We start from the raw sequence: 22,874 nt of genomic DNA, 5'->3' as shown, positions 1-22,874 counted from the left end.
CTCCCGGCGGTCGTCCCGCCGGATGGTTAAGCTTTGCGGCCGAAGCGTTGTAACGGAGGGCTGCAGTACCGATGTCGAATCCACAGGGGCCGGACCAGCCGGATGAGGTCACCGACCAGGGGGCCGACGAGTCTGCGCCTGCAACCGAGGTGATGGGGTCCGCCGAACCCGAACAGGAAGCAGCAACGGAGGTGATCTCGACCGAGGCGTTGTCTCAAGATCCCGCCTCGCCGGAAGAGCCCGAGCGCCGGTTCACCGCACCCTCCGGTTTCGACGCCGGCGTGACGACGAGGATCGACAGACCGTCCGAACCCGCAACCGAGGTCATGGCCACGTCCGCCGCACCGGTGGCGAAACCCGTTTCGCCACAAGTCATTCCGCCGCGCGGCGACGTGCCCAAGCCGCCGCCGTCCAAACACCGCAGTTGGGGCTGGGTGATCGCGGTCGTGCTGGTGATCGCTGCGCTGGTGGCCGTCGCGGTGCTCGGCACGCTGTTGCTGACCCGCGACTCGGAGCCCTCGGTGTCCCAGGAGGATCGGGTGCGCTCCACCATCGAGGACTACGACGCCGCGATCGCGAAAGGCGATCTGGCCACGCTGCGCAGCATCACCTGCGGCAAGGCGCGCGACGACTACGTCACCTACAACGACAAGGTATGGTCCGACACCCACTCGCGGATAGCGGCGGCCAAGCGGTATCCCGTCATCGCCAGCATCGACCAGGTGGTGGTCAACGGCGACCACGCGGAGGCCAACGTCACGACGTTCATGGCCTACGCGCCGCAGACCCGCTCGACGCGAAGCCTGGATCTGGAGTTCCGCGACGACCAGTGGAAGATCTGCCAGGCACCGACCAGCTAGCTAGCCGGTCACCGAGCGACCCGCACTGTGCAGGTCGCGGCACGCCTCTATGACGCGTTCGGTCATCGACGCCTCGGCCTTCTTCAGATAGCTGCGCGGGTCGTAGGCCTTCTTGTTGCCGACTTCGCCGTCGACCTTGAGCACGCCGTCGTAGTTCGAGAACATGTGCGCCGCGATGGGCCGGGTGAACGCGTACTGGGTGTCGGTGTCGACGTTCATCTTCACGACGCCGTAGCGCAGCGAGTCCTCGATCTCGGACTTCAGCGAGCCAGACCCACCATGGAAGACGAAGTCGAAAGGCTTTGCGTCGTCCGATAACCCGAGCTTCGCCGCCGCCACCTGCTGTCCCTGGGCGAGAATGTCGGGCCGCAGCTTCACGTTGCCCGGCTTGTAGACGCCGTGCACATTGCCGAACGTCGCGGCCAGCAGATACTTGCCGTGCTCACCCGCGCCGAGCGCCTCGATGGTCTTCTCGAAATCCTCCGGCGTGGTGTAGAGCTTGTCGTTGATCTCGTGGGCCACACCGTCTTCTTCGCCGCCGACCACACCGATCTCGATCTCGAGGATGATCTTGGCGGCCGCGGCCTCCTTGAGCAGCTCGCGCGCGATGTCCAGGTTCTCGTCGATCGGCACCGCCGAACCGTCCCACATATGCGACTGGAACAGCGGGTTACCCCCGCCGGCGACCCGTTGCTGCGAGATCGCGAGCAACGGCCTGACGTAGGTGTCCAACTTGTCCTTCGGACAGTGGTCGGTGTGCAGGGCCACGGTGATCGGATACCTGTCGGCGATGACGTGGGCGAACTCGGCGAGCGCCACGGCGCCCGTCACCATGTCCTTGACGCCGAGTCCGGAGGCGAACTCGGCCCCGCCGGTGGAGAACTGGATGATGCCGTCACTACCGGCGTCCGCGAAACCCTTGATGGCCGCGTTGACCGATTCCGAGCCGACGCAGTTGATGGCGGGAAACGCGAAGGAATGTTCTTTGGCCCGGCTCAGCATCTCCGCGTAGACCTCGGGCGTTGCGATGGGCATATGCGTTCCTCTCGGCGATCAGTACGTACAGCGATTCTCGCAGGGGTGGGGCCACCGCACACGGTCAAGCCGAATCGACATTTCGGCAGCAACCGCCCAGACCGGTATCTTGGGGCCTTGTGACGACCTCCGCCGCTGCCAACCAGCTGGCACTCATGCCGGACTTCCTCGACCCGATGACGTTGCTCGGGTATTTCGGTACGTGGGCCCTGGTGGGACTGCTGGTAGTCATCTTCGTCGAGTCTGGCGTGCTGTTCCCGATCCTGCCGGGCGATTCGCTGCTGTTCGTGGCGGGCATGCTCGCCGCGGGCACCCAGGCGCTGCAGGCCGACGGCGGCGAGGTGATCAACTTCCAGCTCTGGCAGCTGCTGGTGTACATCCCCATCGCCGCGGTGCTCGGCGGGCAGGTCGGCTACTGGATCGGGCGCAACGTCGGCACCGCGATGTTCAAACCCGACGCCAGGATCCTCAAGCAGCGTTACCTCGACGAGGCGCACGCGTTCTTCGAACAACGGGGGCCGTTCGCGATCGTGATCGCGCGATTCGTGCCGATCGTGCGAACGCTGGCGCCGCTGACCGCAGGCGCCGCCCGGATGAACTACGCGGCGTTCACGTTCTTCAACGTCCTCGGCGCCGTCGTGTGGGGCGTCGGGCTGACGCTCCTCGGATACTGGCTCGGCCGGTTCCAGATCATCCAGGACCTCCTCGAGCCCATCGTGATCGGCATCGTGGTGGTGTCGATCCTGCCGATGGTCTTCGAGTGGTACAAGCGACGCAAGGCCGCCAAGCGCGCGGCGGGCGAAGCCGCCTAACCGCTCACCGCCGTACGGCCGCTCATTGGCGGCTTTCCTCCAGCGCCCGGATCAGGCTGGCCGAATCCCACGGGCCCTTGTGGCGCTTACCGTTGACGAAGAACGTCGGCGTCGAGTTCAGATCCATCGCCTCGGCGTCCTGTGCGTCGTCCTGCACGCGGTGTAACACCTTCGACGGATGAACCCGAACGTCCTGATCGAACTGTTCGAGATCGAGTCCCACCGCGTTGGCGTAGCGGTAGATATCCGACCACTCCAGGTCGTCCTGGTGCGCGAACAACTCCGTACCCATCTCGAAGTACTTGCCCTGCAACCCGGCAGCCTCGGCGGCGCGTGCCGCGTCGAAGGCACGCGGGTGAACCCTCTCCAGCGGCAGGTGTCGCCACACGTAGAGCAGGTCGTCACCGAAATGCGAACGCACTTCGTCGATCCCACCCGTCGCACGGCTACAGAACGGGCATTCGTAGTCGCCGTACTCCACCAGCGTCAAGGGAGCGTCGGGGTTGCCGCGGACGTGGTCGCGCGCGGGGTCCACGGGTCGAATCAGCTTGAGGCCGATGGGTTCCGGCGGGCTGACCAGGTCGGTGATGTGGAAGATGGCCCAGCCGAGGACCAATGCGATGAGCGACGCGGCGATGACACCGATACGCGCCTGATCCTGCCGCGCGGGTTCGCTGATCGCGATGTCGACGATGAAAAGTGAAATGGTGAAACCGATTCCGGACAGCGCGGCACCACCGGCGACCCGGCGCAACCGCAGCCCGGGAGCCAGCTGACCGAGCCCCGTTCGGCTCATCAGCCACGTCGCACCGGTGATGCCGATGAACTTCCCCAGCACCAGCCCGGCGATGATGCCCCACGTCAACGATGAGCGCGCCGCAGCGGACAGGCTCTCCGCGTCGAGCCTGACCCCGGCGTTGACCAACGCGAACAACGGCAGCACCAGGAACGACACGTACGGTCCGATGTCGGTCTGCAGTCGTTCGTTGATGGAAATCGATTGCCGCAGACGGCGGGTGGCCGTGCGGGCGTACTGAGAGTTCGGTGACTGCCGGAAAGCGCGGATCACCTCGACGGCGTCCTCGACCTGTCTGCGCTCGGGGGCGAATACGGGAATGAGTAACGCGAGCGCGACACCGGCGAGGGTCGGGTGGATTCCCGCCATATACAGCCCGACCCACAACGCGAAGCCCAGCACCGCGTATGCGGGGCCGCGGGCGACAGGAAGAAACCGCACCAGCGCGATGGCGATGAGCAGTAGCGCCGACACCACCAGCGGTGCCACCTGGATCGAGTCCGAATAGAACACCGCAATCACGATCAGCGCACCGACGTCGTCGACGACGGCCAGGGTGAGCAGGAAGATCCGCAGTCGCCCAGGAAATTTCGGTTTGATGATGGCGAGCGCACCCACCAGGAAGGCGGTGTCGGTGGAAATCACCACACCCCAGGCGTGGGCGTTCTCGCCGGAGGGGTTGAGCACCAGGAATATGACGGCGGGCGCGACCAGACCCGCGATCGCCGCGACGACGGGTACCGCGGCTCTAGCTCTGTCGGTGAGCTCGCCGATGGCGAACTCCCGTGTCACTTCGAGGCCGACGATGAAGAAGAAGAACGTCATGAGCGCGTCGTTGATCAGATGCTTGACGCTCATGTCGAAGTGGTGCTCGCCGAACGAAACACCGACGTGGGTGTCCAGCAGGGTCCAATAGCTTTCCGCCCATGGCGAATTCGCCCAGATGATGGCGATGACTGTGGACAGCAGCAGCAGGCCCGCGGCGGCGTTTTCCCCAGGCTTCATCGATTTGAGGTCGCGGCCGAACCGCGTGGGAAAAGAATGAACGACGCGCGAAGCCGGCTCAGACGTCACGTGTCGGATACCGCGTGGGCCGCTTCCATGAGCATCCACCCTGCCAGCTGAACGGACAGATCGCGCTCTGGAACCTGCGACGAGTTGACGGCGCCCTCGACGGACTCGGCCTCCTCACCTGCCGCAGTGGGTATCTCGGCGGTGCGCTCCCAGAACGCCGCGAACAGTGGCAGGCCGTCGACGGTCTGCCGGTTGTCCCAGGCCGCCTCCGCCGACGTCAGCACCAGCTTGGTCGCGGCGGCCCTGGCAGCCGCGTCATCGTCGTCGTTTTGCGGCAGCGACGTGGCCACCAACGCCAGATAGCGCGCGAGGATCCCGTTGAACAGGCCGCCGTCGCCGCCGCCCGCACCCCGGATGATGCCCTCGGGAGCCATGTGGTCGCGTACCGCGGCGACCAGTCGGTGCACCCGCTTGGCGTGGTCGGCGTCCTCGGTGCGCATCGCGAGTTCGGTTTCCAGGCCGAGCACCACTCCCTGGCAGTAGGTGTACTGCGCGCGCACCATCGAACCGCCCTTGATCCCGTCGAACACCAGATGCGTCTCCGGATCGATCAGCGTCTCGTCGAGCCAGTCCGACATCTGCTGGGCCCGGCGCAGCCGGTCGTGGCGGGCGAGGAAGATCGCCGCCGGACCGTTGGCAGGGGCGTTGAAGAACTGGTCTTGTTTGCGCCATGGAATTCCGCCGCCGTCCTCGGGGACCCACGAGTTGAGGAACTGTTCGGACAGTGTGTCCAGCGCCCTGGGCCGCTCGACACCCGCGAGGCGCCCCGCCCGTTCGAGCGCGATGGCCAGCCACGCCATGTCGTCGTAGTAGTCGTTGGTCCAGCGCAGGTTGTTGCGTAGCCGGTGACCCCTGATCTGCCTGGCGATCTTCTGCTGGCGTTCAGGCTGCGGGTCGCGCAGTTGCGCGTCGACCAGGCAGTCCAGTAGATGGGCCTGCCACCAGTAGTGCCAGGTGCCGAACAGCCGGTACTTGCGCGTCGCCGGCCAGGCGACGACGCCCAGCTGAGTTCCCGGCACGGCCCACACCTTCTTCAGATGCCGCTTGGCGATCGCGGCCTCTGCGCTGGCCGCGCGGTTGGCCCATAGCTGATCCATGACTTCGATCCTGCCCTACCCGGCCTGCGAAATGTGCTCGGCTGAGAGGCCGGCCCATATTCAGTATGAGACATATTTGTCTCATCTGAGCTATTATCGTCTCATGCCTTCTGACCGTGAGACGCTGCTGCGCGCCGCGGCCGACTTCCTCGGCCGCAGGCCCAATGCGACGCAGGACGAGATCGCGGCCGCGGTCGGGGTGAGCCGAGCCACGCTGCATCGCCATTTCGCGGGGAAGCCGGCACTGATGGTCGCGTTGGACGAACTCGCGATCAGCGAGATGGCACACGCCCTCGACGTCGCCCGCTTGCAGGATGGTTCGGCCGTCGAGGCGTTGCGCAGGCTGATCACCGCATGCCAACCGGTATCGCCCTACCTCGCGCTGCTCTACAGCCAGACCCAGGAACTCGACGTGGACAAGTCGCTGGAGGGCTGGGCGGACATCGACTCCGCCATCACCGCGCTGTTCCAACGCGGCCAGCGCGACGGCGATGTCCGTCCCGACCTCACCGCGGCATGGCTGACCGAGGCGCTCTATTCACTGGTGGCAGGAGCGGCGTGGGCCGTTCAGGTCGGTCGCGTCGCGGGACGCGAGTTCGACCACATGATCACCGAACTGCTATTGCACGGAGTACTGACATCATGATTCGCCGCTGGTCCGCGCTCGGCGTCCTGACGCTCGCGGTTCTGCTCATCGGCATCGACGGTACGGTCCTGGCGCTGGCTACACCCTTCATCAGCCGGGATCTCGATGCCACCGGAATCCAGATCCTGTGGATCGGCGACATCTACTCGTTCGTGCTCGCCAGCCTCCTGATCACGATGGGCGGCCTCGGTGACCGGATCGGTCATCGGAAGATGTTGCTCTGGGGTGCGACGGCCTTCGCGGTGATCTCCGCCGCGACGGCGTATGCGCCCTCCGCGGAACTGTTGATCGCGGCGCGGGCCCTGCAGGGCATTGCGGGTGCGACCCTGGCGCCTGCGACGCTGGCCCTCATCCGCGGCATTTTCCCCGATGCCAAGGAACGCACACTGGCCGTCGGCATTTGGGCGTCGGCGTTCTCGGCAGGCGCCGCCTTCGGCCCGATTCTCGGCGGGATACTGCTCGAGCATTTCTGGTGGGGCTCGGTGTTCTTGATCAACGTGCCGGTGATGGTGGTCCTGGTGATCGGCGGCATCGCGCTGGTGCCCGAGCACCGCAACCCCGCCCCCGGGCCGTGGGATCTGCCCAGCGTCGTGTTGTCGATGGCGGGCATCCTCGGCGCCGTGTACGCGATCAAAGAGGTTGCCGCGCAGGGATTTCACCTCGACGTCGCCGTCGCAGCCCTGGCCGGGGCAGGTGCACTGACACTGTTCGTCCGCCGCCAACTCAGGCTGTCGCACCCCCTGATCGACGTTCGGCTGTTCGCCAACCGCGCATTCACCGGTGTGGTGAGTGCCAACTTGCTGTCCGTCCTCGGACTGTCCGGTCTGGTCTTCTTCCTGTCGCAGTACTTCCAGCTCGTCCAGGGCTTCAGCCCGTTGCAGGCCGGCCTCGCCGAACTACCCGCGGCGGTGACGGCGACGGTGTTCGGTGTGCTGGCGGGAGTCGCGGTGCGCTATTGGTCCCGGCGCGCGGTACTCACGTCAGGCCTGGCGCTGGTGGGTGTCGCCATGGCGACATTGACGGTGCTCACACCCGGCACCTCCTACCCCCAACTCGGCGTGACGCTGTTCGTCGTCGGTGTCGGGCTCGGCCTGGCGTTCACCGTGGCGAGCGACGTCATCCTGGCCAGCGTTCCGAAGGAGCGCGCCGGTGCGGCGGCCGCGGTTTCGGAGACCGCGTACGAGCTCGGGATGGCGCTCGGCATTGCCACCCTGGGCTCGATCGTCACCGGCGTGTATCGCAATTTCACTGCCCCCGAAGGCATTTCCGCTGTGGTGGTCGCTGAATCGCGTGACTCCCTCGCCGCTGCGGTCGAGGCCGCACAGACACTGCCCGCCGACCAGGCGTCCGCCCTGCTCGACGCGACGAAGCACGCGTTCACCTCGGGGCTCGCGATCGCGTCCGGCGTCGGTGCGGCGCTGATGCTGGTCTCGGCGGTCGCGGTGTGGCTGTTGCTGCGCGAACGGCTACCAGGCGCGGTCGAGGTCGGCGTGGGTTCGGATCCAGCTGTGCATGGCGATGCCTGCGGCGACTCCGGCATTGATGCTGCGGGTGGAGCCGAATTGTGCGATCGACACCGTTAATTCGGCGCCTGCACTGGCCTCCGAGGTGATGCCCGGACCTTCCTGCCCGAACACCAGTAGGCATGCTCGCGGTAACTCGACGTCCTCCAGCCGCGCGGCACCCGGCACGTTGTCGACGGCGACGACGGTCAGCCCCGCATCGACGGCGAAGGCCAACAGCCCTTCGGTGGCGTCATGGTGGCACAGCCGCTGGTAACGATCGGTCACCATTGCTCCGCGCCGATTCCACCGGCGGCGACCCACGATGTGCACGGTGTCCACCGCGAACGCGTTGGCCGTTCGGACCACCGCACCGATGTTGGCGTCGTTACCGAAGTTCTCGATCGCGATGTGCAGGGGATGCCTACGGGTGTCGATGTCGGCGATGATCGCTTCGCGTGTCCAATACCGATATGCATCAACGACATTGCGGGTGTCGCCGTCCCGCAGCAGCGCGGGGTCGTAACGGGGATCGTCGGGCAGCGGGCCTTGCCATGGGCCTACCCCGGGACCCTCGCCCCACTCGGTCGGACCCGCCTCACTCACCCTTGGCCCACATCGCGGCGTGCGTGCCGACCACCGAGAGCGTCGGATAGAGCAGTGCTTCATTCATCTCTCCCTGGGTGCACAACGTCACGCGGGTGAAGACCGCGTCGCGGGTGCTGTCAGGTAGCACGAGAGTCGACGCGCCGTAGACGTCGCAGGCGTGGCTCAGCCCGGGCGGAGGCAACGTCGGAGCCATCACCACCATCGTCGGTCCGCCGCGGCGTTTCGACTCCTCACGGTATTGCGTTGCCTGACCGGAGATCTCGAGGCCGAGCAGCATGTAGCCGTTTCCGGTGAACTCGTTGGGGTCTCCGAGCGCGGTCTGGTCGAGCATGGAGCCGTCCGCACGGAACGCGTCCACGCTGGTCGTCTTGAGCGACAGTCCGGTGGCCTCGTCTTCGACCGTAGGTAGCCCGACGGGAAACGCCACGCCGTGCGCCATCGTGGTACCGGGCGTGCGATCACGGGTCGAATAGACATAGACCCCGCGCACCTGGAGCTGGTCACGTTGTGGCCCCACACATACCGTTCCCGTCAGCCGGTCCGGCGTCTCCGACACCGGCTGCACGTCGAGGTCCGTCACGTCACGGCACCCGCCGATGGCGGGGGCCTCGAGCGGGTGTGCCAACGCGCCGTAAAGCCCGAACCTCAGGTCCTTCGGGTCGGCATGCGGACCGTCACCCGATGGCGCCGCGTCGATGTCGATCAGGACGTTTTCGCCCTCGAAACGCAGATTGGACACCGACATGTTCCAGCCCAGGAACGCCAACGATTCGCCGATGGTCGCGGTCTGGGCGGAGTAGGTGTCGACCTTCGCGTCATCGCTCGAACAGGCCGAGGCGACCAGGAGCACCGCGGTGAGGGCAGTGAAAACTGAACGGGCGGACACTGAGCGCGACTTAGGTTCTATCCCGGCCCCGGCCAACGACTTTCGTCACCGCACGCACCACGTTTCGCGGCACCATGCGGCCACCGGTGGTCAGTGCCTTGTACTGCAGGCCGGGCACGATCACCACCTTGCCCCGTGCGACATCGGCCATCGTCTCGCGGACCACGTCGTCCACCTCCAGCCACAGGAACGACGGCGTGTTCGCCATGTCGATGCCCGCTCGTTCATGGAATTCGGTGTGCACGAAACCGGGGCACAGCGCATGTACGCCGACGCCGGTGCCACCCAGGCCGTTGGCCAGGCCCTCGGAGAACGCGACCACCCAGGCTTTGGAGGCCGAGTACGTCGAACCACGCCCAGGCAGCAGTCCGGCCACGCTGGCGACGTTGATCACCGTGCCTTCACCGGCCGCCAGCATCGGCGGCAACGCCGCGTGCGTCAGATGCATGACCGCCGTGACGTTGACGTCCAGTTGGGACTGCAGCACCGCGAGATCTGCGGTCCAGAACTCGCCGGAGGTTCCGAAACCGGCGTTGTTGACCAGAACGCGCACACCGGCGGCAAGCCGGTCGGCCACCTTCGAACGATCGGCGGCCTGCGCCAGGTCGGCGACGAGCACCTCGACGTTCGCGCCTGCCTCGTCGTGCAGTTCGGCGGCCAGCGCGTCGAGACGCTTCGCATCGCGCGCGACGAGCACGAGGTCGAAGCCGTCCACGGCATATCTGCGGGCGAATCCTGCGCCCAACCCCGACGTGGGGCCAGTGATCAGGGCGACGGGGCGTGACATGGCGACAGCTTAGTCACCGCGCCGGTCACCGCTGATAGTGCGGGGACTGCCGTCCGTTGCGCGATTGCGGTGGCTGCGGGGGCGACGCGGTTCGACGAGCCTGTTCGGGTCGCGGGGGCGCCTGGGCATACCTGCCGCCTGGAGCCTCGGCCCTGCCGGCAGGCACCTCGGAGCGCGCCGGCGCCGGCTTGAGCGGACGGCTCGGCGACCCGCTGCGGCGCGTCACCGACTGACCGACGGTCGCCTGCGACGTTGGCGGCAGCACGCGCAGCAGGTCGTTGAACTGGCGCACCGTGCGCAGGCCCTCATCCCACTGTGCCCGCGTGCTGGTCACCGGCATCGAGACCAGCGTCCAGTGCTCCTCGTTCCACATGATCTCTGCACAATCCGGCGCGGTGTGGGCGAACGTCACCATGCGGCGGTCGCAGGCGCGTCGGGCCGCGTCGAGGTTGGTCGAGTACACCATCCGCGGACCGATCGCGCCGAGCAGCCAGATGTCGTTCTCCCGCGGCTCCTTGATTCCCTTGAGCCGCAGATCGACGACCACGTTCGTGCCGACCTTGCGGTGCAGGGCGATGACGGTCGCGACGTCTTCGAGGTCGAAGATGAACACCGCTTCGCCACGGATCTGCCCGAGGACGACGTTCTTGGCGTTGATGTCGCCGACGGTCGACATCACACCGCGCTTCCAGCGCTTCAGGATGTCGCTCGACTCGTGTTCATAGTCGAAACCGTGCGACTTCGCCCACGACTTGCGGCGACGACCCAGCCCACGTCGACGGTCGATGTCGACGTACAGAAGAACCGCCGCACCCACGAAACAGAGCGCGGACAGCGTGAACCAGAGCGGGACCATTACGTCGTAGCTTACTTGCAGGTAGCCCTCAAGTCCGAACTCGAGCAGATCACAGGCTCGTCACATAGCGACTTTCCCTGTCATATGCCGACTACCAGCTTCTTCGCATCGCAACCTCTGGGTCACTCGGGAAAGGACGCCTCGGCGAGCTGGAGGATCTCGGTCCGGTCAGCCGCCACGATGAAACCCGCGTCGATCGCGCGATCCAGCGCGTCGCCGAAACGCGCCAGGTAGTCGGCGGCGCCGCCAGGATAAAGCGCGCGCACCGTGTCGGCGTCGAACACCTCCCCGGTACCGAACAAGAAGGACATGGGGCTCTCGTCGGGCGCGAGGCCCGATGTCCGCGCAATCGGCACGTCGACCCACGGCGTACGGACTCCGCCCACGGCGAGTTCGTGATCGTCGAGCACCAGCGCCGGGACGTCCGCGCCGGTGAGGGCCATCGGCTGCGCCGTGGCCGCAGGCGCGCCGGTACGAACCCAGTCGTTGAGGGCCGCGATCGCGGCCTGCAGCACGTAGTGATGCTGGGGCGCGAAGTTGATGTAGTAGGACAGGTTCGTCCCCATCAACTCGTTCGTGGGTGCGTAGGCCGCGACAAGGCCCTCCAGCGGCAGCGAGCCGTCGTCGATGAAGCCGACCCGAATCGTGTAGTTGTCGGCGTGCGCGGTGCCGGGTATCTCCCACACCCGCAACCTGTCGTTGTCCGGTCGGCGGGCGTGGTGGTAGCCGAGCAGATGGCCGTCGACCAGATCGGTCTCGGTGATCACCGATAGCACCGGGACCCGCAGATCGTCCCGGAAGGGCGCAGGCCGTGACTCTTCCAGCGCGCTGCCGCCGCGGAGTGCAGCGGCGGGACCGAACCGCGAGTGCACGAGGAAGCCATCAAAAACTTGAGTGACCGCGTCGACCTCGTTCACATAGGTGGTCAGAAACATCGCCGACTGGGATTCCCCCACCGCGAGAACCGCTTTCGGCTGCAGTCTGTCGATACCACCCTCACTGACCAAACGGCCGATCTGGGTGTAGATGTCATAGGCGAACTGGTCACCCGGATGATTGAGCTGCGAATAGCGTTCGCGGTCTTGGGCTTTCAGCGACATGTCGATACCGATCAGGTTGTCACCGCCCTCGACGCCGACGTACTGGGCGGACACCGCGACGTAGGCGTAGCCGGCGCGCGCGATCTCGCGATGCGCCATCAGCCAGACCGCGGGTGCGTCGATGCCGCCGCTGACGTTGAGCCATTCGACGACGGCGGTGCCGTTGAACGCGCCCTTCGGGCGGCACACCACGATGCGGGTCGTGTAGTCCGCCGTCTCGCCGGTGGCATACGAGCGTGCGGTGCCGGAGATGACGAACTCCTCGGCGCCGTAGCCGAGCGTGGCCAGCTCGTAGGCGCCGAGGAGCAGGTTGGGTCTACCGGGGAGGGACGAGACGCGAGTGCTCATCCCCCATCGATATCAGGCTCAGCCCAGGACCAGCGAATCGCCGTCCGCGCTGACGTTGACCGGCACCACGTCGCCGTCATGGACCTCGCCGGCAAGCAGCATCTTGGCGAGCTGGTCGCCGATGGCCTGCTGGATCAGCCGCCGCAGCGGACGCGCACCGTAGAGCGGGTCGAAACCGCGATGCGCCAACCACTGCTTGGCGGGCAGCGACACCTCCAGCGTCAGCCTGCGTTGCGCCAGCCGCTTCGACAGCTGCTGCAGTTGGATGTCGACGATCGCCACCAGCTCACCGGGTTCGAGCGCGTCGAAGACGATGACGTCGTCGAGCCGGTTGATGAACTCGGGCTTGAACGCCGAGCGCACCGCGGCCATCACCTGCTCCTCGGTGCCACCGGCGCCGAGGTTGGACGTCAGGATCAGGATCGTGTTGCGGAAGTCGACCGTCCGGCCCTGACCGTCGGTCAGCCTGCCCTCGTCGAGCACGGCAAGCAGCACGTCGAACACGTCCGGGTGAGCCTTCTCGATCTCGTCGAACAGAATCACCGTGTACGGACGCCGCCGCACCGCTTCGGTCAGCTGCCCGCCCTGGTCATAACCGATGTACCCGGGAGGCGCACCGACGAGGCGGGCCACCGAGTGCTTCTCGCCGTACTCGCTCATGTCGATGCGGACCATGGCACGTTCGTCGTCGAACAGGAACTCCGCCAACGCTTTCGCGAGCTCCGTCTTACCGACACCGGTCGGGCCGAGGAACATGAACGATCCCGTCGGCCGGTTGGGGTCGGCGACACCGGCACGGCTGCGCCGCACCGCGTCGGACACGGCCTGCACGGCCTTCTTCTGCCCGACGACGCGCTTGCCCAGCTCGTCCTCCATGCGCAACAGCTTGGCGGTCTCGCCCTCGAGCATGCGGCCCGCGGGAATGCCGGTCCATGCCGACACCACGTCGGCGATGTCGTCGGGTCCGACCTCCTCTTTGAGCATCACGCCCTCGCGCGCCTCGGCATGGGGCACCGCCGCATCGAGCTTTTTCTCGATCTCCGGGATGCGCCCGTACCGAAGCTCGGAGGCTTTCGCCAGGTCACCGTCGCGCTCGGCCCGGTCGGCCTCCCCACGCAGCGTCTCGAGCTGCTCCTTGAGCTCACGGACCACGTCGATGGCGCTCTTCTCGTTCTGCCACCGCGTCGTGAGTTCGGCCAGCTTCTCCTTGTAGTCGGCGAGCTCGGCACGCAGCTTCACCAGCCGTTCCTTGGAGGCGTCGTCCTCCTCCTTGGCCAGCGCCATCTCCTCGATCTCGAGCCGGCGCACCAGGCGCTCGACCTCGTCGACCTCGACGGGCCGCGAGTCGATCTCCATCCGCAGCCGGGACGCGGCCTCATCGACGAGGTCGATCGCCTTGTCGGGCAGGAAGCGGCTGGTGATGTAGCGATCGGACAGGGTCGCCGCCGACACCAGTGCGGAGTCGGTGATCCGCACGCCGTGGTGCACCTCGTAGCGGTCCTTGAGCCCGCGCAGAATGCCCACAGTGTCCTCGACGGACGGCTCGCCGACGAGCACCTGCTGGAAGCGACGTTCGAGCGCGGCGTCCTTCTCGATGTACTTGCGGTACTCGTCGAGGGTGGTGGCGCCGACGAGCCTCAGCTCGCCGCGGGCCAGCATCGGCTTGATCATGTTGCCCGCGTCCATCGCAGATTCGCCGGTCGCGCCTGCGCCGACGATGGTGTGCAACTCGTCGATGAAGGTGATGATCTGACCGGCCGAGTTCTTGATGTCGTCGAGGACAGCCTTCAGCCGCTCCTCGAACTCACCGCGGTACTTAGCACCGGCGACCATCGAGCCCATATCCAATGACACGACGGTCTTGTCGCGCAGGCTCTCGGGTACGTCGCCGGCCACGATGCGCTGGGCCAGGCCCTCGACGATCGCCGTCTTGCCGACGCCGGGCTCGCCGATCAGCACCGGATTGTTCTTGGTACGACGGCTCAGCACCTGAACGACGCGGCGAATCTCGTTGTCGCGCCCGATGACCGGATCCAGCTTGCCCTCTCTGGCGCGGGCGGTCAGGTCGGTGGAGTACTTCTCCAGCGCCTGGTACGTGGCTTCCGGATCAGGGTTGGTTACCCGGGCGCTCCCGCGCACGTTTCCGAACGCGTCGCGCAGCACCTGCGGTGACGCGCCGTGGCCGCTGAGCAGCTTGGCGACGTCGGAGTCGCCGGTGGCCAGGCCGACGAGCAGATGCTCGGTGGAGACGTATTCGTCGTCCATCTCGGTGGCCAGGTGGGTGGCCGTCGTGATCGCAGCGATCGACTGGGGTGCCAGCTGCGGTTGCGTACTCGACCCCGATGCGCTGGGTAACCGGTCGAGAAGTCGTTGCGCTTCTGCACGGATCGTCGCGGGTTCGACGCCGACGGCCTCCAACAACGGTGCGGCAATGCCATCGTTCTGAGTGAGCAGTGCCATCAACAAATGGGCGGGCGTGATCTGTGGGTTGCCGGCGGCGGTAGCCGCTTGCAGCGCCGAAGTCAGGGCCGCCTGGGTTTTGGTCGTCGGATTGAACGAGTCCACGACGCCTCCCTTTCTATGTACTTCAGGGCCGCACAAAGGGCCCTTGGAATGCTTGTCGCGTTGTACAACGCCGTCAAGGTTGAGTCTGTTCCGCTCAACTTTAACTTTTTTGCCAGCACAACGCCAGCGCGTACCGAGCCGCTGATCCAGCAACCACCCGCCACGTCCCTCTACGATGGCGGAATCCAACTCGGGCAAAGCCGCATGGGGGAAGACGTTTGGACCTCAACACCGTCACCGATGTGGTCCGCCAACCGCTCGATCCGCCAGGGGCGCACTGGCGCGACGGCGATGCCTTCCTTGCGGGCGGCACCTGGCTGTTCTCGGATCAGCAACCACACCTGCGGCGGCTGATCGATCTGGCGCCGCTGGGCTGGGACGCCCTCACGGTCGAGGAGACTGGGCTGGAGATCGGCGCGATGTGCACGATCCGCGACCTGTACGCGCTCACGGTACCGAGCGACTGGCCCGCCGCGTCGCTGCTGCAGACAAGCTGTGAGGCGTTCCTGGCCTCGTTCAAGGTGTGGAACACCGCGACGGTCGGCGGGAACATCTGCATGTCGCTGCCCGCCGGCCCGATGATCACGATGACAGTTGCGCTGGAGGCCACTTACACCTTGCGCGCGCCCGACGGCTCCGAGCGCACCGTCGACGCGGCCGACTTCGTCACCGGAAACAACGCCAACATCCTGGCGCCCGGAGAGGTGCTGCGGAAGATCGACATTCCGGCGAGTGCCTTGCGAAAGCGGCACACCCACCGACGGTTCACCCTGACCAAGCTCGGCCGATCGACGATCTTCATCGTCGCGACCCAACGTCAGGACGACATGCTGCTGACCATCACCGCGGGTACCACCCGCCCGGTACGCATGAGATTCGATTCGATGCCAGACGCCGATGCGCTCGCCCGACGTATCGACGAATTGCCCGATGAGCTCTGGTTCGACGACCCTAACGGCAGCCCGGACCACCGGCGCCACCTCGCCGCGCACTACGCCGAGGACATCCGCGCCGAGTTCGCGCGGGGGGCTTCGTGACCTACACCGTGAACGGCGCGGCCTTCGACGAGCAGCCCAGACCCGGCCAGTGTCTGCGTACCTTCGTCCGCTCGCTGGGCCACCTCGGGGTCAAAAAAGGTTGTGACGCAGGTGATTGCGGAGCCTGCACGGTGTGGCTCGACGGCGATCCGGTGCACAGCTGCATCACTCCCGCCTTCCGCGCGGAGGGGCGGGAAGTCACCACCATCGAGGGCCTTGGCACGCCGGACAATCTGCATCCCATGCAACAGCGATTTCTCGACGGACCGGGATTCCAGTGTGGATTCTGCACCGCGGGGATGATCATGACGTCGGCCACCTTCACCGACGAGCAGAAGCGCGACCTGCCGCGCGCGCTGAAGGGAAACCTGTGTCGCTGCACCGGGTATCGCGCCATCGAGGACGCGATCAACGGCGTCAAGGGAGTCGAGGACGCCGCACCCGGTGAGGCCGTGGGCGCCAACGTTGTTGCGCCGGCAGCAACCGGGGTCGTGACCGGGACGGTCGAATTCACCATGGACACCGCGATGCCGGAGATGCTTCATCTCAAGGTGCTGCACTCACCGCACGCCCATGCGCGCGTCGTCTCCATCGACACGTCCGCCGCGCTCGAGGTTCCCGGCGTCCAGCGCGTATACACGTGGCAGGACGTCCCCCGTAAGCGATTCAGCACGGCGATCCACACCGACCACCTCGTCGATCCCGACGACACCTACATACTCGACAACGTCATGCGGTTCGTGGGCCAGCGCGTCGTGGCGGTGGTCGCCGAGTCCGTAGGCGCCGCCGAAGAGGGTTGCCGCAAGGTCGCCGTGGAGTACGAGGTGCTGCCGGCGGTCTTCGACCCCGAGGAGGCGATGGCCGACGGCGCGCCCCAATTGCACAGCTACGACGATCCGTTCGCGCACGACAAGCTGCGCAACATCCTGCTCGAACTGCATGGCGAGGTCGGCGACGTCGAGGCCGGATTCGCCGCGGCCGACGTGATCCACGAGGGCACCTACTTCACGCCCCGCGTCCAGCACGCCCACCTCGAAACACATGGATCGATCGCCTGGATGGAGGAGGGGCGATTGCATGTGCGCACCAGTTCGCAGTCGCCGTCGGTCGCGAAACTCAAACTCTCCCACCTGTTCAACCTTCGGCCGGACGAGCTGCGGGTGTTCTGCAAGAGGGTCGGCGGCGGGTTCGGCGGCAAGCAGGAGGTCATCTCCGAAGACCTGGTCGCGCTGGCGGCACTGGACACCGGCAGGCCCGTTTGCTGGGAGTACACCCGGGAAGAGTCGTTCACCACAGCATCACCGCGTCACCCGATGAAGGTCACCGTGAAGCTGGGCGCGAAGGCCGACGGCACGCTGACCGCCTTCCAATTCCGCAACGTGTCCAATACCGGCGCATACGGAAACCACGGCGGCGAGACGCTGTTCGCCGGCGGTGCCGCCATGATGCAATACCGATGCCCCAACAAGAGATTCGACGGCTACTCGGTGTACACGAACACCGTGCCCAGCGGAGCGCTGCGCGGATACGGCATGACCCAGCCGTCGTTCGCGGTCGAGTCCGCGATGACCGAGTTGGCGCTGGCGCTCGGTATGGATCCGCTGGAATTGCGCCGCCGCAACGTGATTGTGCCCGGCGATGCGCTGGTGGCGGTCGGTGAGCACCCAGAAGATGTGAGTTTCACCGAGGACGGGCTGACGGCCTGCATCGACCTGGTGGACGACGCGTTGCGCCGCATGCCTCCCGAGCCGAGCCTCGGACCAGATTGGCTGGTCGGCACGGGTACCGCGAGCTCCATCCACGAGACCGCGCCGCCCACCGACCACGTGTCGGAAGCCTGGGCGACCCTGCGGGACGATGGCAGCTACGAGATCGCCGTGGGAACAGTCGAATTCGGTGAAGGCACGTCCACGGCGCACGTCCAGATCGCGGCGAGCGTGCTCGGCACGACGACGTCTCGGATCCATCTCGTGCAATCCGACACCGACAGGACGGGTTTCGACACCGGCGCGTTCGCAAGCGCCGGCCTGTTCGTGTCCGGCAACGCGGTACAGAACGCCGCGACCGCGCTACGCGACAGCATCCTGCACTTCGCCGCGGGCCACGTCGGCGTCGGTGTCGGCGAATGTTCGATGGACGACGACGGGGTGCTGTGTGCCGACACCAGATTGACGCTGGCCCAGGTACTGGTGGCCGCCCGTGAGCGTGGTAGGCGGTTCACCGTGGCGCGCAAGGCCTATGGTTCGCCGCGCAGCGTGACGTCCAATGCGCACGGCTTCCGTATCGCCGTCCACCGGATCACCGGCGAAGTCCGCATTCTCTACAGCGTGCATGCCGCTGATCCCGGCGTCGTGATCAATCCGCAGCAGGTCCGCGGACAGATCGAAGGCGGGGTCGCACAGGCCATCGGCTTCGCGCTCACCGAGAACTTCCATGTCGACAGCAACGGAGTGATGGTCAATCCCAACCTGCGCAACTATCGCATCCCCACCTACGCCGACGTGCCGCGCACCGAAGTCCTCCTCGTCGAGACCCAGGACTCGGTGGGACCCATGAAGGCGAAGGGCATCGCCGAGTCGAACGTCAACCCGGTGGCACCGGCACTGGCCAACGCACTGCACGACGCCACTGGAGTGCGCTATCGCGAGCTGCCGTTCACCCCGGAACGCATCTATCGACGCCTGATCGAGCACCGTCTTTCTCCCGCAACCTGATTGGCAGGACATGGACACGACAGGGGCCACCGATACCACCGCGACGGTGATCATCAGTCAGCGCATTCGGCCCGGCCAGGAGCAGGCGTTCGAGGCGTGGCAGCTCAACATGAACCGCGAAGCCGGCAAGTACCCAGGCTTCATCGCCGCCGAGATCAACCAGCCCACCGGGGTCCAAAGCGATTGGGTGATCGTCTATCGCTTCGACTCGGTCGCGCATGTCCAGACATGGCTCAACAGCGCCACCCGTCAGGAGATGCTACTCAAGGCCGAGCAGTACTTCGAAGGGCCGGGCACCCAGCAGGTCATCGGCGGCGGTGGCCGAAGGTCGGATCCACTGGTGACCGTGGTGGTGACGCACCGGGTCGATCCGGCCGATGTCGACGAGTTCCTCGCCTGGCAGGAGCGACTTCGGCTGGCGGAGAGCGCTTTTCCGGGATTCCGCGGGTCCGAGCTGTTCCGTCCGGTGGAGGGTGTTCAGGAGGAGTGGACCGCGCTGTATCGCTACAGCACCGCCGACGATCTCGATCGTTGGCTGGTTTCGGGCGAACGCAAGCAGCTGCTCGCCGAGGGTGCGAAGTTCAAGGACTACCAATCCAGAACAGTCGACAACTCCTTCGGCAACTGGTTCGCCTTCGACGACACGGGCGCCGAGGCTCCACCGCCGTCGAACTTCAAGACCTCCGTCGCGGTGTGGGTCGGCGTCTACCCCACTGTGGTGGTGATCGCCTTGGCGCTCTGGCCGTTGCGGTTGCCGTTATGGCTGAATCTGCTGATCGGAAACCTGTTGTCCAGCTTGGCACTCAGTTACTTCGTGATGCCGCGTTTCGTCAATCCGTTGCTCAAGAACTGGCTGCGGCCGCCGCCCGATGTCTCGGTCACCAAGACCAACTGGCGTGGATTTGCACTCGTGCTCGTCGTCATGTCGATGTTGAGCGCGACCTTCTACCTCATCACCAAGGTGCTCCTGCAGATGCCCTAACGGCCGCCCAGCGGCGTCGGTCCCGCCGGCATCTTCGGCAGGGTGGTGAGTAGCTTCGGCGCCAACGTCGTCGCATCCGGGGCTGGTCGCTCCAGGGTGTACTTGCGGACCTCCTGGCCACCAGCAGTGGTTCCCGCCACAACGAGATCGGCTCCGTAGACGGTGCTGCTCGTCGCGACGGTCGACCCGCCGGGGAACGGTGTGAACGATGCGATCTCGGCGTATTCGATGTTCTCCTCATGGTGGTTGGGGCTGTCGAGGTACATGCCGGGCTGCCCGTCGAGCTTGGAGCCCGTCGACCACACCCGCACGGTGCCCGGCCCTGCGAGTTGGCTGGTGATGATGCTCATGGCGCCACCCTCGCCACCGGCAACCCATCCGGTCGACAGCGCGACCCCGTCCCTGTAGTCCTCTGCGTAGGCGAGGAAATTCGATGTCATCCTGGGCTCATTGGGCTTTGCGGCGTGCTCGGTAGCCGTGCCGTTGGCCTGCGCCCGCGCGGTCGGCGTGTAGAGGTCCCACCGGAACGACTTGACGAGCGGCGCATCGCCGGGACCCGGCGCGGTCACGATGGTCTCGCGGCCTGAACCGAATTCGACCATTCCGGTGGCCAGCGTTACCCCGGACTGCGATCCGGGATAGGGCGTGAACGCGGACAACACGTCGGGCTCCTTGCCCGACTCGGACGGCAGCTTCGAGGTATACACCTTCACCTGCGACTCTGTGCCCGGACCGGTACCGACGATGATGTTGTCGGCCAATGAGTTTCCGTCGATGTCCGCCCCGGCGACGGTCACACCGCCGGTGAAGTCGGAGTCGAACGGGACGAACCGGGTGATCTCGGTCTTGAACAGGCCCAGGTCGGTGTCGTTGCCGTCGTACGCGACGACCTCCGGCGTGGCGCCCTTACCGGTTCCGACAAGCAGATCGAGAATCATGTCGCCGTTCACGTCGGCCATCGCCACCGACGGCGTGCCCTCGAAATCCGGGAACGGGACGACGGTCTGCAGCACCTTGTCGCCGTTGCCATCCCGGACCTGGACGGAAGCCGGTTTACCATCGGAGCCGGGATTGGCCACGGCGTATGTCGACACCTCGGGGATGACGTTGATGGTGGCCATGAGTCCGTTGTCCTCATGGTTGAGGCGGTGGCAGTGGATCACGTACGTGCCCGCGAACTCCGAGAACTCCTGGCGCAGGGTCAGCGTCGCGGGCGTGCTCACCACGTGCATGTCGTTGAATACCGGCGCGGGCACGTTGACGTTGTCGAGCCCCCAGGGTTGTACGCCGGTCCTGCCCCTATGCGGATCATCGATGGCCATCACTTGAAAGTCGTTGACGTGGATGTGCATTGGATGCGCATCGTTGTTCTGATTGACGATCGTCCACTCCTCAACGGAGTTGAGCCGCGGCTGGATCAGCGAGACGTTCGGGAACCCGGCGGGTTCGAACTGGTAGATGACGGCCTTGGGATCGTTGTTGCTGGCGATGTTGCCACCGATGGTGTCGGTGATCGTCATGGTCCGTTTGACGGCGGGGGTCATCACCGACGTGTCCACGAACGACGTATAGGCGTCGAGGTTCTGCCCGGGTTCGAAAGCGGTGGTCTTTCCTTCGCCACTGGTGTCGGGCGTGGCACGGATCAGGGTCTGCGTCGGGAACACGAAGAAGCCGTCGGCGAACGCCATGTACTTGGGATCGACCGTGAGAGTGCCCAGCACCGCGGGTGTGTTCTTGGTCCCGTTGTTGGTATAGAGCACACCGGGATTCACGAGCGGCTTGGCATCGGGGTCCGGCGGGAACTCCAGGACCAGATCCCCCTCCTTGGGCATCGTGACCGCGATCGCATACCGTGACCCGGGCGGCACGCTGAGCGTTGTCCCATCCCCGTAGACCGGGCGACCGACCTGTGTGTAGGGGTTACCGTCCTGCCCGACTATCGAGAACTTCGGATGGTCGCCGGTGGCGGTCTCGGTCAATCGCAGTGTCATATAGGCGATATCGCTGATATTGGCGACCGTCCAGATCTCCGTCTGACCCGGCTTGATCTTCAGTTCCGGCTGGAACTGGCCGTTCACGGTGAACTGCACGTCGCGCTGATTGTCAGGCAGGCCCGGGTTCTCGGCGAACTTTGTCGTCGGACTGTCGAAGCTCATCAGATTCGAGGGGATGAACTGAGTCTGACCGCGATTGTTGCGCGGTGACAGCGGTCCGGCCCACCACGGCGTCAGGTACTGGGCGCCGACTGTGGTGTCGGCGATGTTCACCGGCGCCAGGCTCGGCTGGTACGTGCCGTCGGCGAGCTGGTTCCCGTCGGGCGGTTCGAGCGTGCTCGCCCACTGTGGCCAGCTGTAGTTGTTGAGCTGGTGCCCCTTGCCGCTACGGTCGAACACGTAGTTGTACTGAATCGCCATGTTGCGGATGGGAATATCGTTCTGCGTGACCAGCGGCAGATTGCCGTCGGGGCGACCGATCTCCAACAGGCCGGCCAATCCGGCGTACGTCTGCTGCGACGTCATCGTGTGCCGGTGGCTGTGATACCAGTACAGCCCATTGGGCATGTTCTCGGGCACGTCGTAGGTGAAGGTGTTGCTCATACCGGCAGGAATCGACAACAACACGTTGTCGGCATTGCCCGACGGGCTGATGTGCAGACCGTGGGTGTGCAGGTTCAACGGCGCCTCTTTGAGAGCGGGCGGATACAGCGGCACCTCACCGCCCTTGGGCGTCATCGCGGGATCGTAGAAGTCCGGGATCGTCAGATTCTGAAGATCGTTGTCGTAGTGGACGATCAGCTTCTCGCCGGGTTCCACCCGCAACGTGGGCGCGGGATAGACGTTGTCGCCCTTCGTCGATCCGTTCGAGCTCGTACCTTTGACAAGGTCGTAGGAGAAGATCAGGAAATTGGTGACCGGCTCCTTGACTGTGTCGAGGTTGACGGTGCCCTGGTGCGCCGACAGTCGCACCTCGAGTACGCCGTCCTTGCTCGACAGCCGCACGGGCTCCCTGAACGGGGCGGGTCTGCCGTCGGGTCCGGCGTTGACTCCGGCCTGCGGCGCGGGCGCTTCTTTGTCACGCGAGCATGCGGTTGCCGCCGCGATCAACGTGACAATCAACATCAGAGCAATACACGCGCGTGAACCGGGCCGCCGCATGCGCAGATGCTAT

The 22,874-nt window shown here is 65.8% G+C and carries 17 protein-coding genes; 7 read left to right on the top strand and 10 right to left on the bottom strand.

Annotation, left to right across the window (positions count from 1 at the left end):
- Positions 1 to 71 precede the first annotated feature (71 nt).
- On the top strand, positions 72 to 860 hold the full coding sequence (locus G6N42_RS24505) for an Rv0361 family membrane protein (RefSeq protein ID WP_163734109.1): 789 nt from the start codon (positions 72 to 74) through the stop codon (positions 858 to 860).
- Here G6N42_RS24505 and fbaA read toward each other — a convergent pair whose 3' ends face one another.
- Positions 861 to 1,895 carry a class II fructose-bisphosphate aldolase gene (gene fbaA / locus G6N42_RS24500; protein ID WP_163734105.1) on the bottom strand — a complete coding sequence of 345 codons (1,035 nt, stop codon included), beginning with the start codon at positions 1,893 to 1,895 and terminating at the stop codon, positions 861 to 863. It lies immediately after the preceding gene.
- Positions 1,896 to 2,050: 155 nt separating this feature from the next.
- Here fbaA and G6N42_RS24495 point away from each other — a divergent pair, with 155 nt between their 5' ends.
- A complete protein-coding gene (locus tag G6N42_RS24495) occupies positions 2,051 to 2,707 on the top strand; it encodes a VTT domain-containing protein (protein WP_163738133.1) in 657 nt (218 codons plus the stop codon).
- Between the two features lie 22 nt (positions 2,708 to 2,729).
- Here G6N42_RS24495 and nhaA read toward each other — a convergent pair whose 3' ends face one another.
- Together nhaA and G6N42_RS24485 are read right to left on the bottom strand one after the other, a co-directional pair.
- Positions 2,730 to 4,508 (bottom strand): Na+/H+ antiporter NhaA, encoded by a 1,779-nt coding sequence (gene nhaA, locus G6N42_RS24490; protein WP_232076299.1) that lies wholly within the window; start codon positions 4,506 to 4,508, stop codon positions 2,730 to 2,732.
- 65 nt (positions 4,509 to 4,573) lie between these two features.
- Positions 4,574 to 5,674 carry a glycoside hydrolase family 76 protein gene (locus G6N42_RS24485; RefSeq protein ID WP_163734099.1) on the bottom strand — a complete coding sequence of 367 codons (1,101 nt, stop codon included), beginning with the start codon at positions 5,672 to 5,674 and terminating at the stop codon, positions 4,574 to 4,576.
- A 103-nt stretch (positions 5,675 to 5,777) separates the two neighbouring features.
- Between G6N42_RS24485 and G6N42_RS24480 the strand changes: the two genes are divergently transcribed.
- Both G6N42_RS24480 and G6N42_RS24475 read left to right on the top strand, forming a co-directional pair.
- Positions 5,778 to 6,320: a TetR/AcrR family transcriptional regulator gene (locus tag G6N42_RS24480; protein WP_163734095.1), complete on the top strand. Its 543-nt coding sequence runs from the start codon at positions 5,778 to 5,780 to the stop codon at positions 6,318 to 6,320.
- Positions 6,317 to 7,903, top strand: a complete 1,587-nt coding sequence (locus tag G6N42_RS24475) for an MFS transporter (RefSeq protein WP_163734092.1) — start codon at positions 6,317 to 6,319, stop codon at positions 7,901 to 7,903. Before G6N42_RS24480 ends, G6N42_RS24475 begins: the two co-directional genes overlap by 4 nt.
- Here G6N42_RS24475 and G6N42_RS24470 read toward each other — a convergent pair.
- The 6 genes from G6N42_RS24470 to clpB form a co-directional block, all read right to left on the bottom strand.
- On the bottom strand, positions 7,787 to 8,428 hold the full coding sequence (locus G6N42_RS24470; RefSeq protein WP_232076297.1) for a TrmH family RNA methyltransferase: 642 nt from the start codon (positions 8,426 to 8,428) through the stop codon (positions 7,787 to 7,789). The genes G6N42_RS24475 and G6N42_RS24470 overlap by 117 nt on opposite strands.
- The gene (locus G6N42_RS24465) at positions 8,421 to 9,317 is read right to left on the bottom strand and encodes a hypothetical protein (protein WP_163734086.1); all 897 of its coding nucleotides are present in this window, start codon (positions 9,315 to 9,317) and stop codon (positions 8,421 to 8,423) included. Before G6N42_RS24465 ends, G6N42_RS24470 begins: the two co-directional genes overlap by 8 nt.
- Positions 9,318 to 9,327: 10 nt before the next feature.
- Positions 9,328 to 10,104 (bottom strand): SDR family NAD(P)-dependent oxidoreductase, encoded by a 777-nt coding sequence (locus tag G6N42_RS24460; protein WP_163734084.1) that lies wholly within the window; start codon positions 10,102 to 10,104, stop codon positions 9,328 to 9,330.
- A 25-nt stretch (positions 10,105 to 10,129) separates the two neighbouring features.
- Positions 10,130 to 10,960: a trehalose monomycolate transport factor TtfA gene (gene ttfA, locus G6N42_RS24455; protein ID WP_163734081.1), complete on the bottom strand. Its 831-nt coding sequence runs from the start codon at positions 10,958 to 10,960 to the stop codon at positions 10,130 to 10,132.
- Between the two features lie 122 nt (positions 10,961 to 11,082).
- Positions 11,083 to 12,408: an alpha/beta hydrolase domain-containing protein gene (locus G6N42_RS24450; RefSeq protein WP_163734078.1), complete on the bottom strand. Its 1,326-nt coding sequence runs from the start codon at positions 12,406 to 12,408 to the stop codon at positions 11,083 to 11,085.
- Between the two features lie 18 nt (positions 12,409 to 12,426).
- Positions 12,427 to 14,973, bottom strand: a complete 2,547-nt coding sequence (gene clpB / locus G6N42_RS24445) for an ATP-dependent chaperone ClpB (protein ID WP_163734075.1) — start codon at positions 14,971 to 14,973, stop codon at positions 12,427 to 12,429.
- A 218-nt stretch (positions 14,974 to 15,191) separates the two neighbouring features.
- On the opposite strand from clpB, the gene G6N42_RS24440 reads away from it, so the two are divergent.
- The 3 genes from G6N42_RS24440 to G6N42_RS24430 are packed head-to-tail and all read left to right on the top strand — an operon-like array spanning position 15,192 to position 19,706.
- A complete protein-coding gene (locus G6N42_RS24440; protein ID WP_163734072.1) occupies positions 15,192 to 16,010 on the top strand; it encodes an FAD binding domain-containing protein in 819 nt (272 codons plus the stop codon).
- Positions 16,007 to 18,724: a molybdopterin-dependent oxidoreductase gene (locus G6N42_RS24435; RefSeq protein ID WP_163734069.1), complete on the top strand. Its 2,718-nt coding sequence runs from the start codon at positions 16,007 to 16,009 to the stop codon at positions 18,722 to 18,724. The genes G6N42_RS24440 and G6N42_RS24435 overlap by 4 nt, the downstream gene beginning before the upstream one ends.
- Before the next feature lie 10 nt (positions 18,725 to 18,734).
- Positions 18,735 to 19,706, top strand: a complete 972-nt coding sequence (locus G6N42_RS24430) for an antibiotic biosynthesis monooxygenase (RefSeq protein ID WP_163734066.1) — start codon at positions 18,735 to 18,737, stop codon at positions 19,704 to 19,706.
- On the opposite strand, the gene G6N42_RS24425 is transcribed toward G6N42_RS24430, so the two are convergent.
- Entirely contained in the window at positions 19,703 to 22,825 is a 3,123-nt protein-coding gene (locus G6N42_RS24425) for a multicopper oxidase family protein (protein ID WP_434059596.1), read from the bottom strand. The genes G6N42_RS24430 and G6N42_RS24425 overlap by 4 nt on opposite strands.
- Between the last annotated feature and the right edge of the window lie 49 nt (positions 22,826 to 22,874).

Origin of the sequence: Mycobacterium gallinarum, assembly GCF_010726765.1 — a bacterium.
Taxonomy (GTDB): domain Bacteria; phylum Actinomycetota; class Actinomycetes; order Mycobacteriales; family Mycobacteriaceae; genus Mycobacterium; species Mycobacterium gallinarum.
This window is presented reverse-complemented; position numbering and strand designations above follow the sequence as displayed.

Bases quoted from the DNA above. Each gene is read 5' to 3' on its own strand.
- ttfA (WP_163734081.1), bottom strand. From the start codon at position 10,960: ATGGTCCCGCTCTGGTTCACGCTGTCCGCGCTCTGTTTCGTGGGTGCG.
- G6N42_RS24505 (WP_163734109.1), top strand. From the start codon at position 72: ATGTCGAATCCACAGGGGCCGGACCAGCCGGATGAGGTCACCGACCAG.
- nhaA (WP_232076299.1), bottom strand. From the start codon at position 4,508: ATGAAGCCTGGGGAAAACGCCGCCGCGGGCCTGCTGCTGCTGTCCACA.
- G6N42_RS24495 (WP_163738133.1), top strand. From the start codon at position 2,051: ATGCCGGACTTCCTCGACCCGATGACGTTGCTCGGGTATTTCGGTACG.
- G6N42_RS24425 (WP_434059596.1), bottom strand. From the start codon at position 22,825: ATGTTGATTGTCACGTTGATCGCGGCGGCAACCGCATGCTCGCGTGAC.
- fbaA (WP_163734105.1), bottom strand. From the start codon at position 1,895: ATGCCCATCGCAACGCCCGAGGTCTACGCGGAGATGCTGAGCCGGGCC.
- G6N42_RS24475 (WP_163734092.1), top strand. From the start codon at position 6,317: ATGATTCGCCGCTGGTCCGCGCTCGGCGTCCTGACGCTCGCGGTTCTG.
- G6N42_RS24485 (WP_163734099.1), bottom strand. From the start codon at position 5,674: ATGGATCAGCTATGGGCCAACCGCGCGGCCAGCGCAGAGGCCGCGATC.
- G6N42_RS24460 (WP_163734084.1), bottom strand. From the start codon at position 10,104: ATGTCACGCCCCGTCGCCCTGATCACTGGCCCCACGTCGGGGTTGGGC.
- G6N42_RS24480 (WP_163734095.1), top strand. From the start codon at position 5,778: ATGCCTTCTGACCGTGAGACGCTGCTGCGCGCCGCGGCCGACTTCCTC.
- G6N42_RS24450 (WP_163734078.1), bottom strand. From the start codon at position 12,408: ATGAGCACTCGCGTCTCGTCCCTCCCCGGTAGACCCAACCTGCTCCTC.
- G6N42_RS24430 (WP_163734066.1), top strand. From the start codon at position 18,735: ATGGACACGACAGGGGCCACCGATACCACCGCGACGGTGATCATCAGT.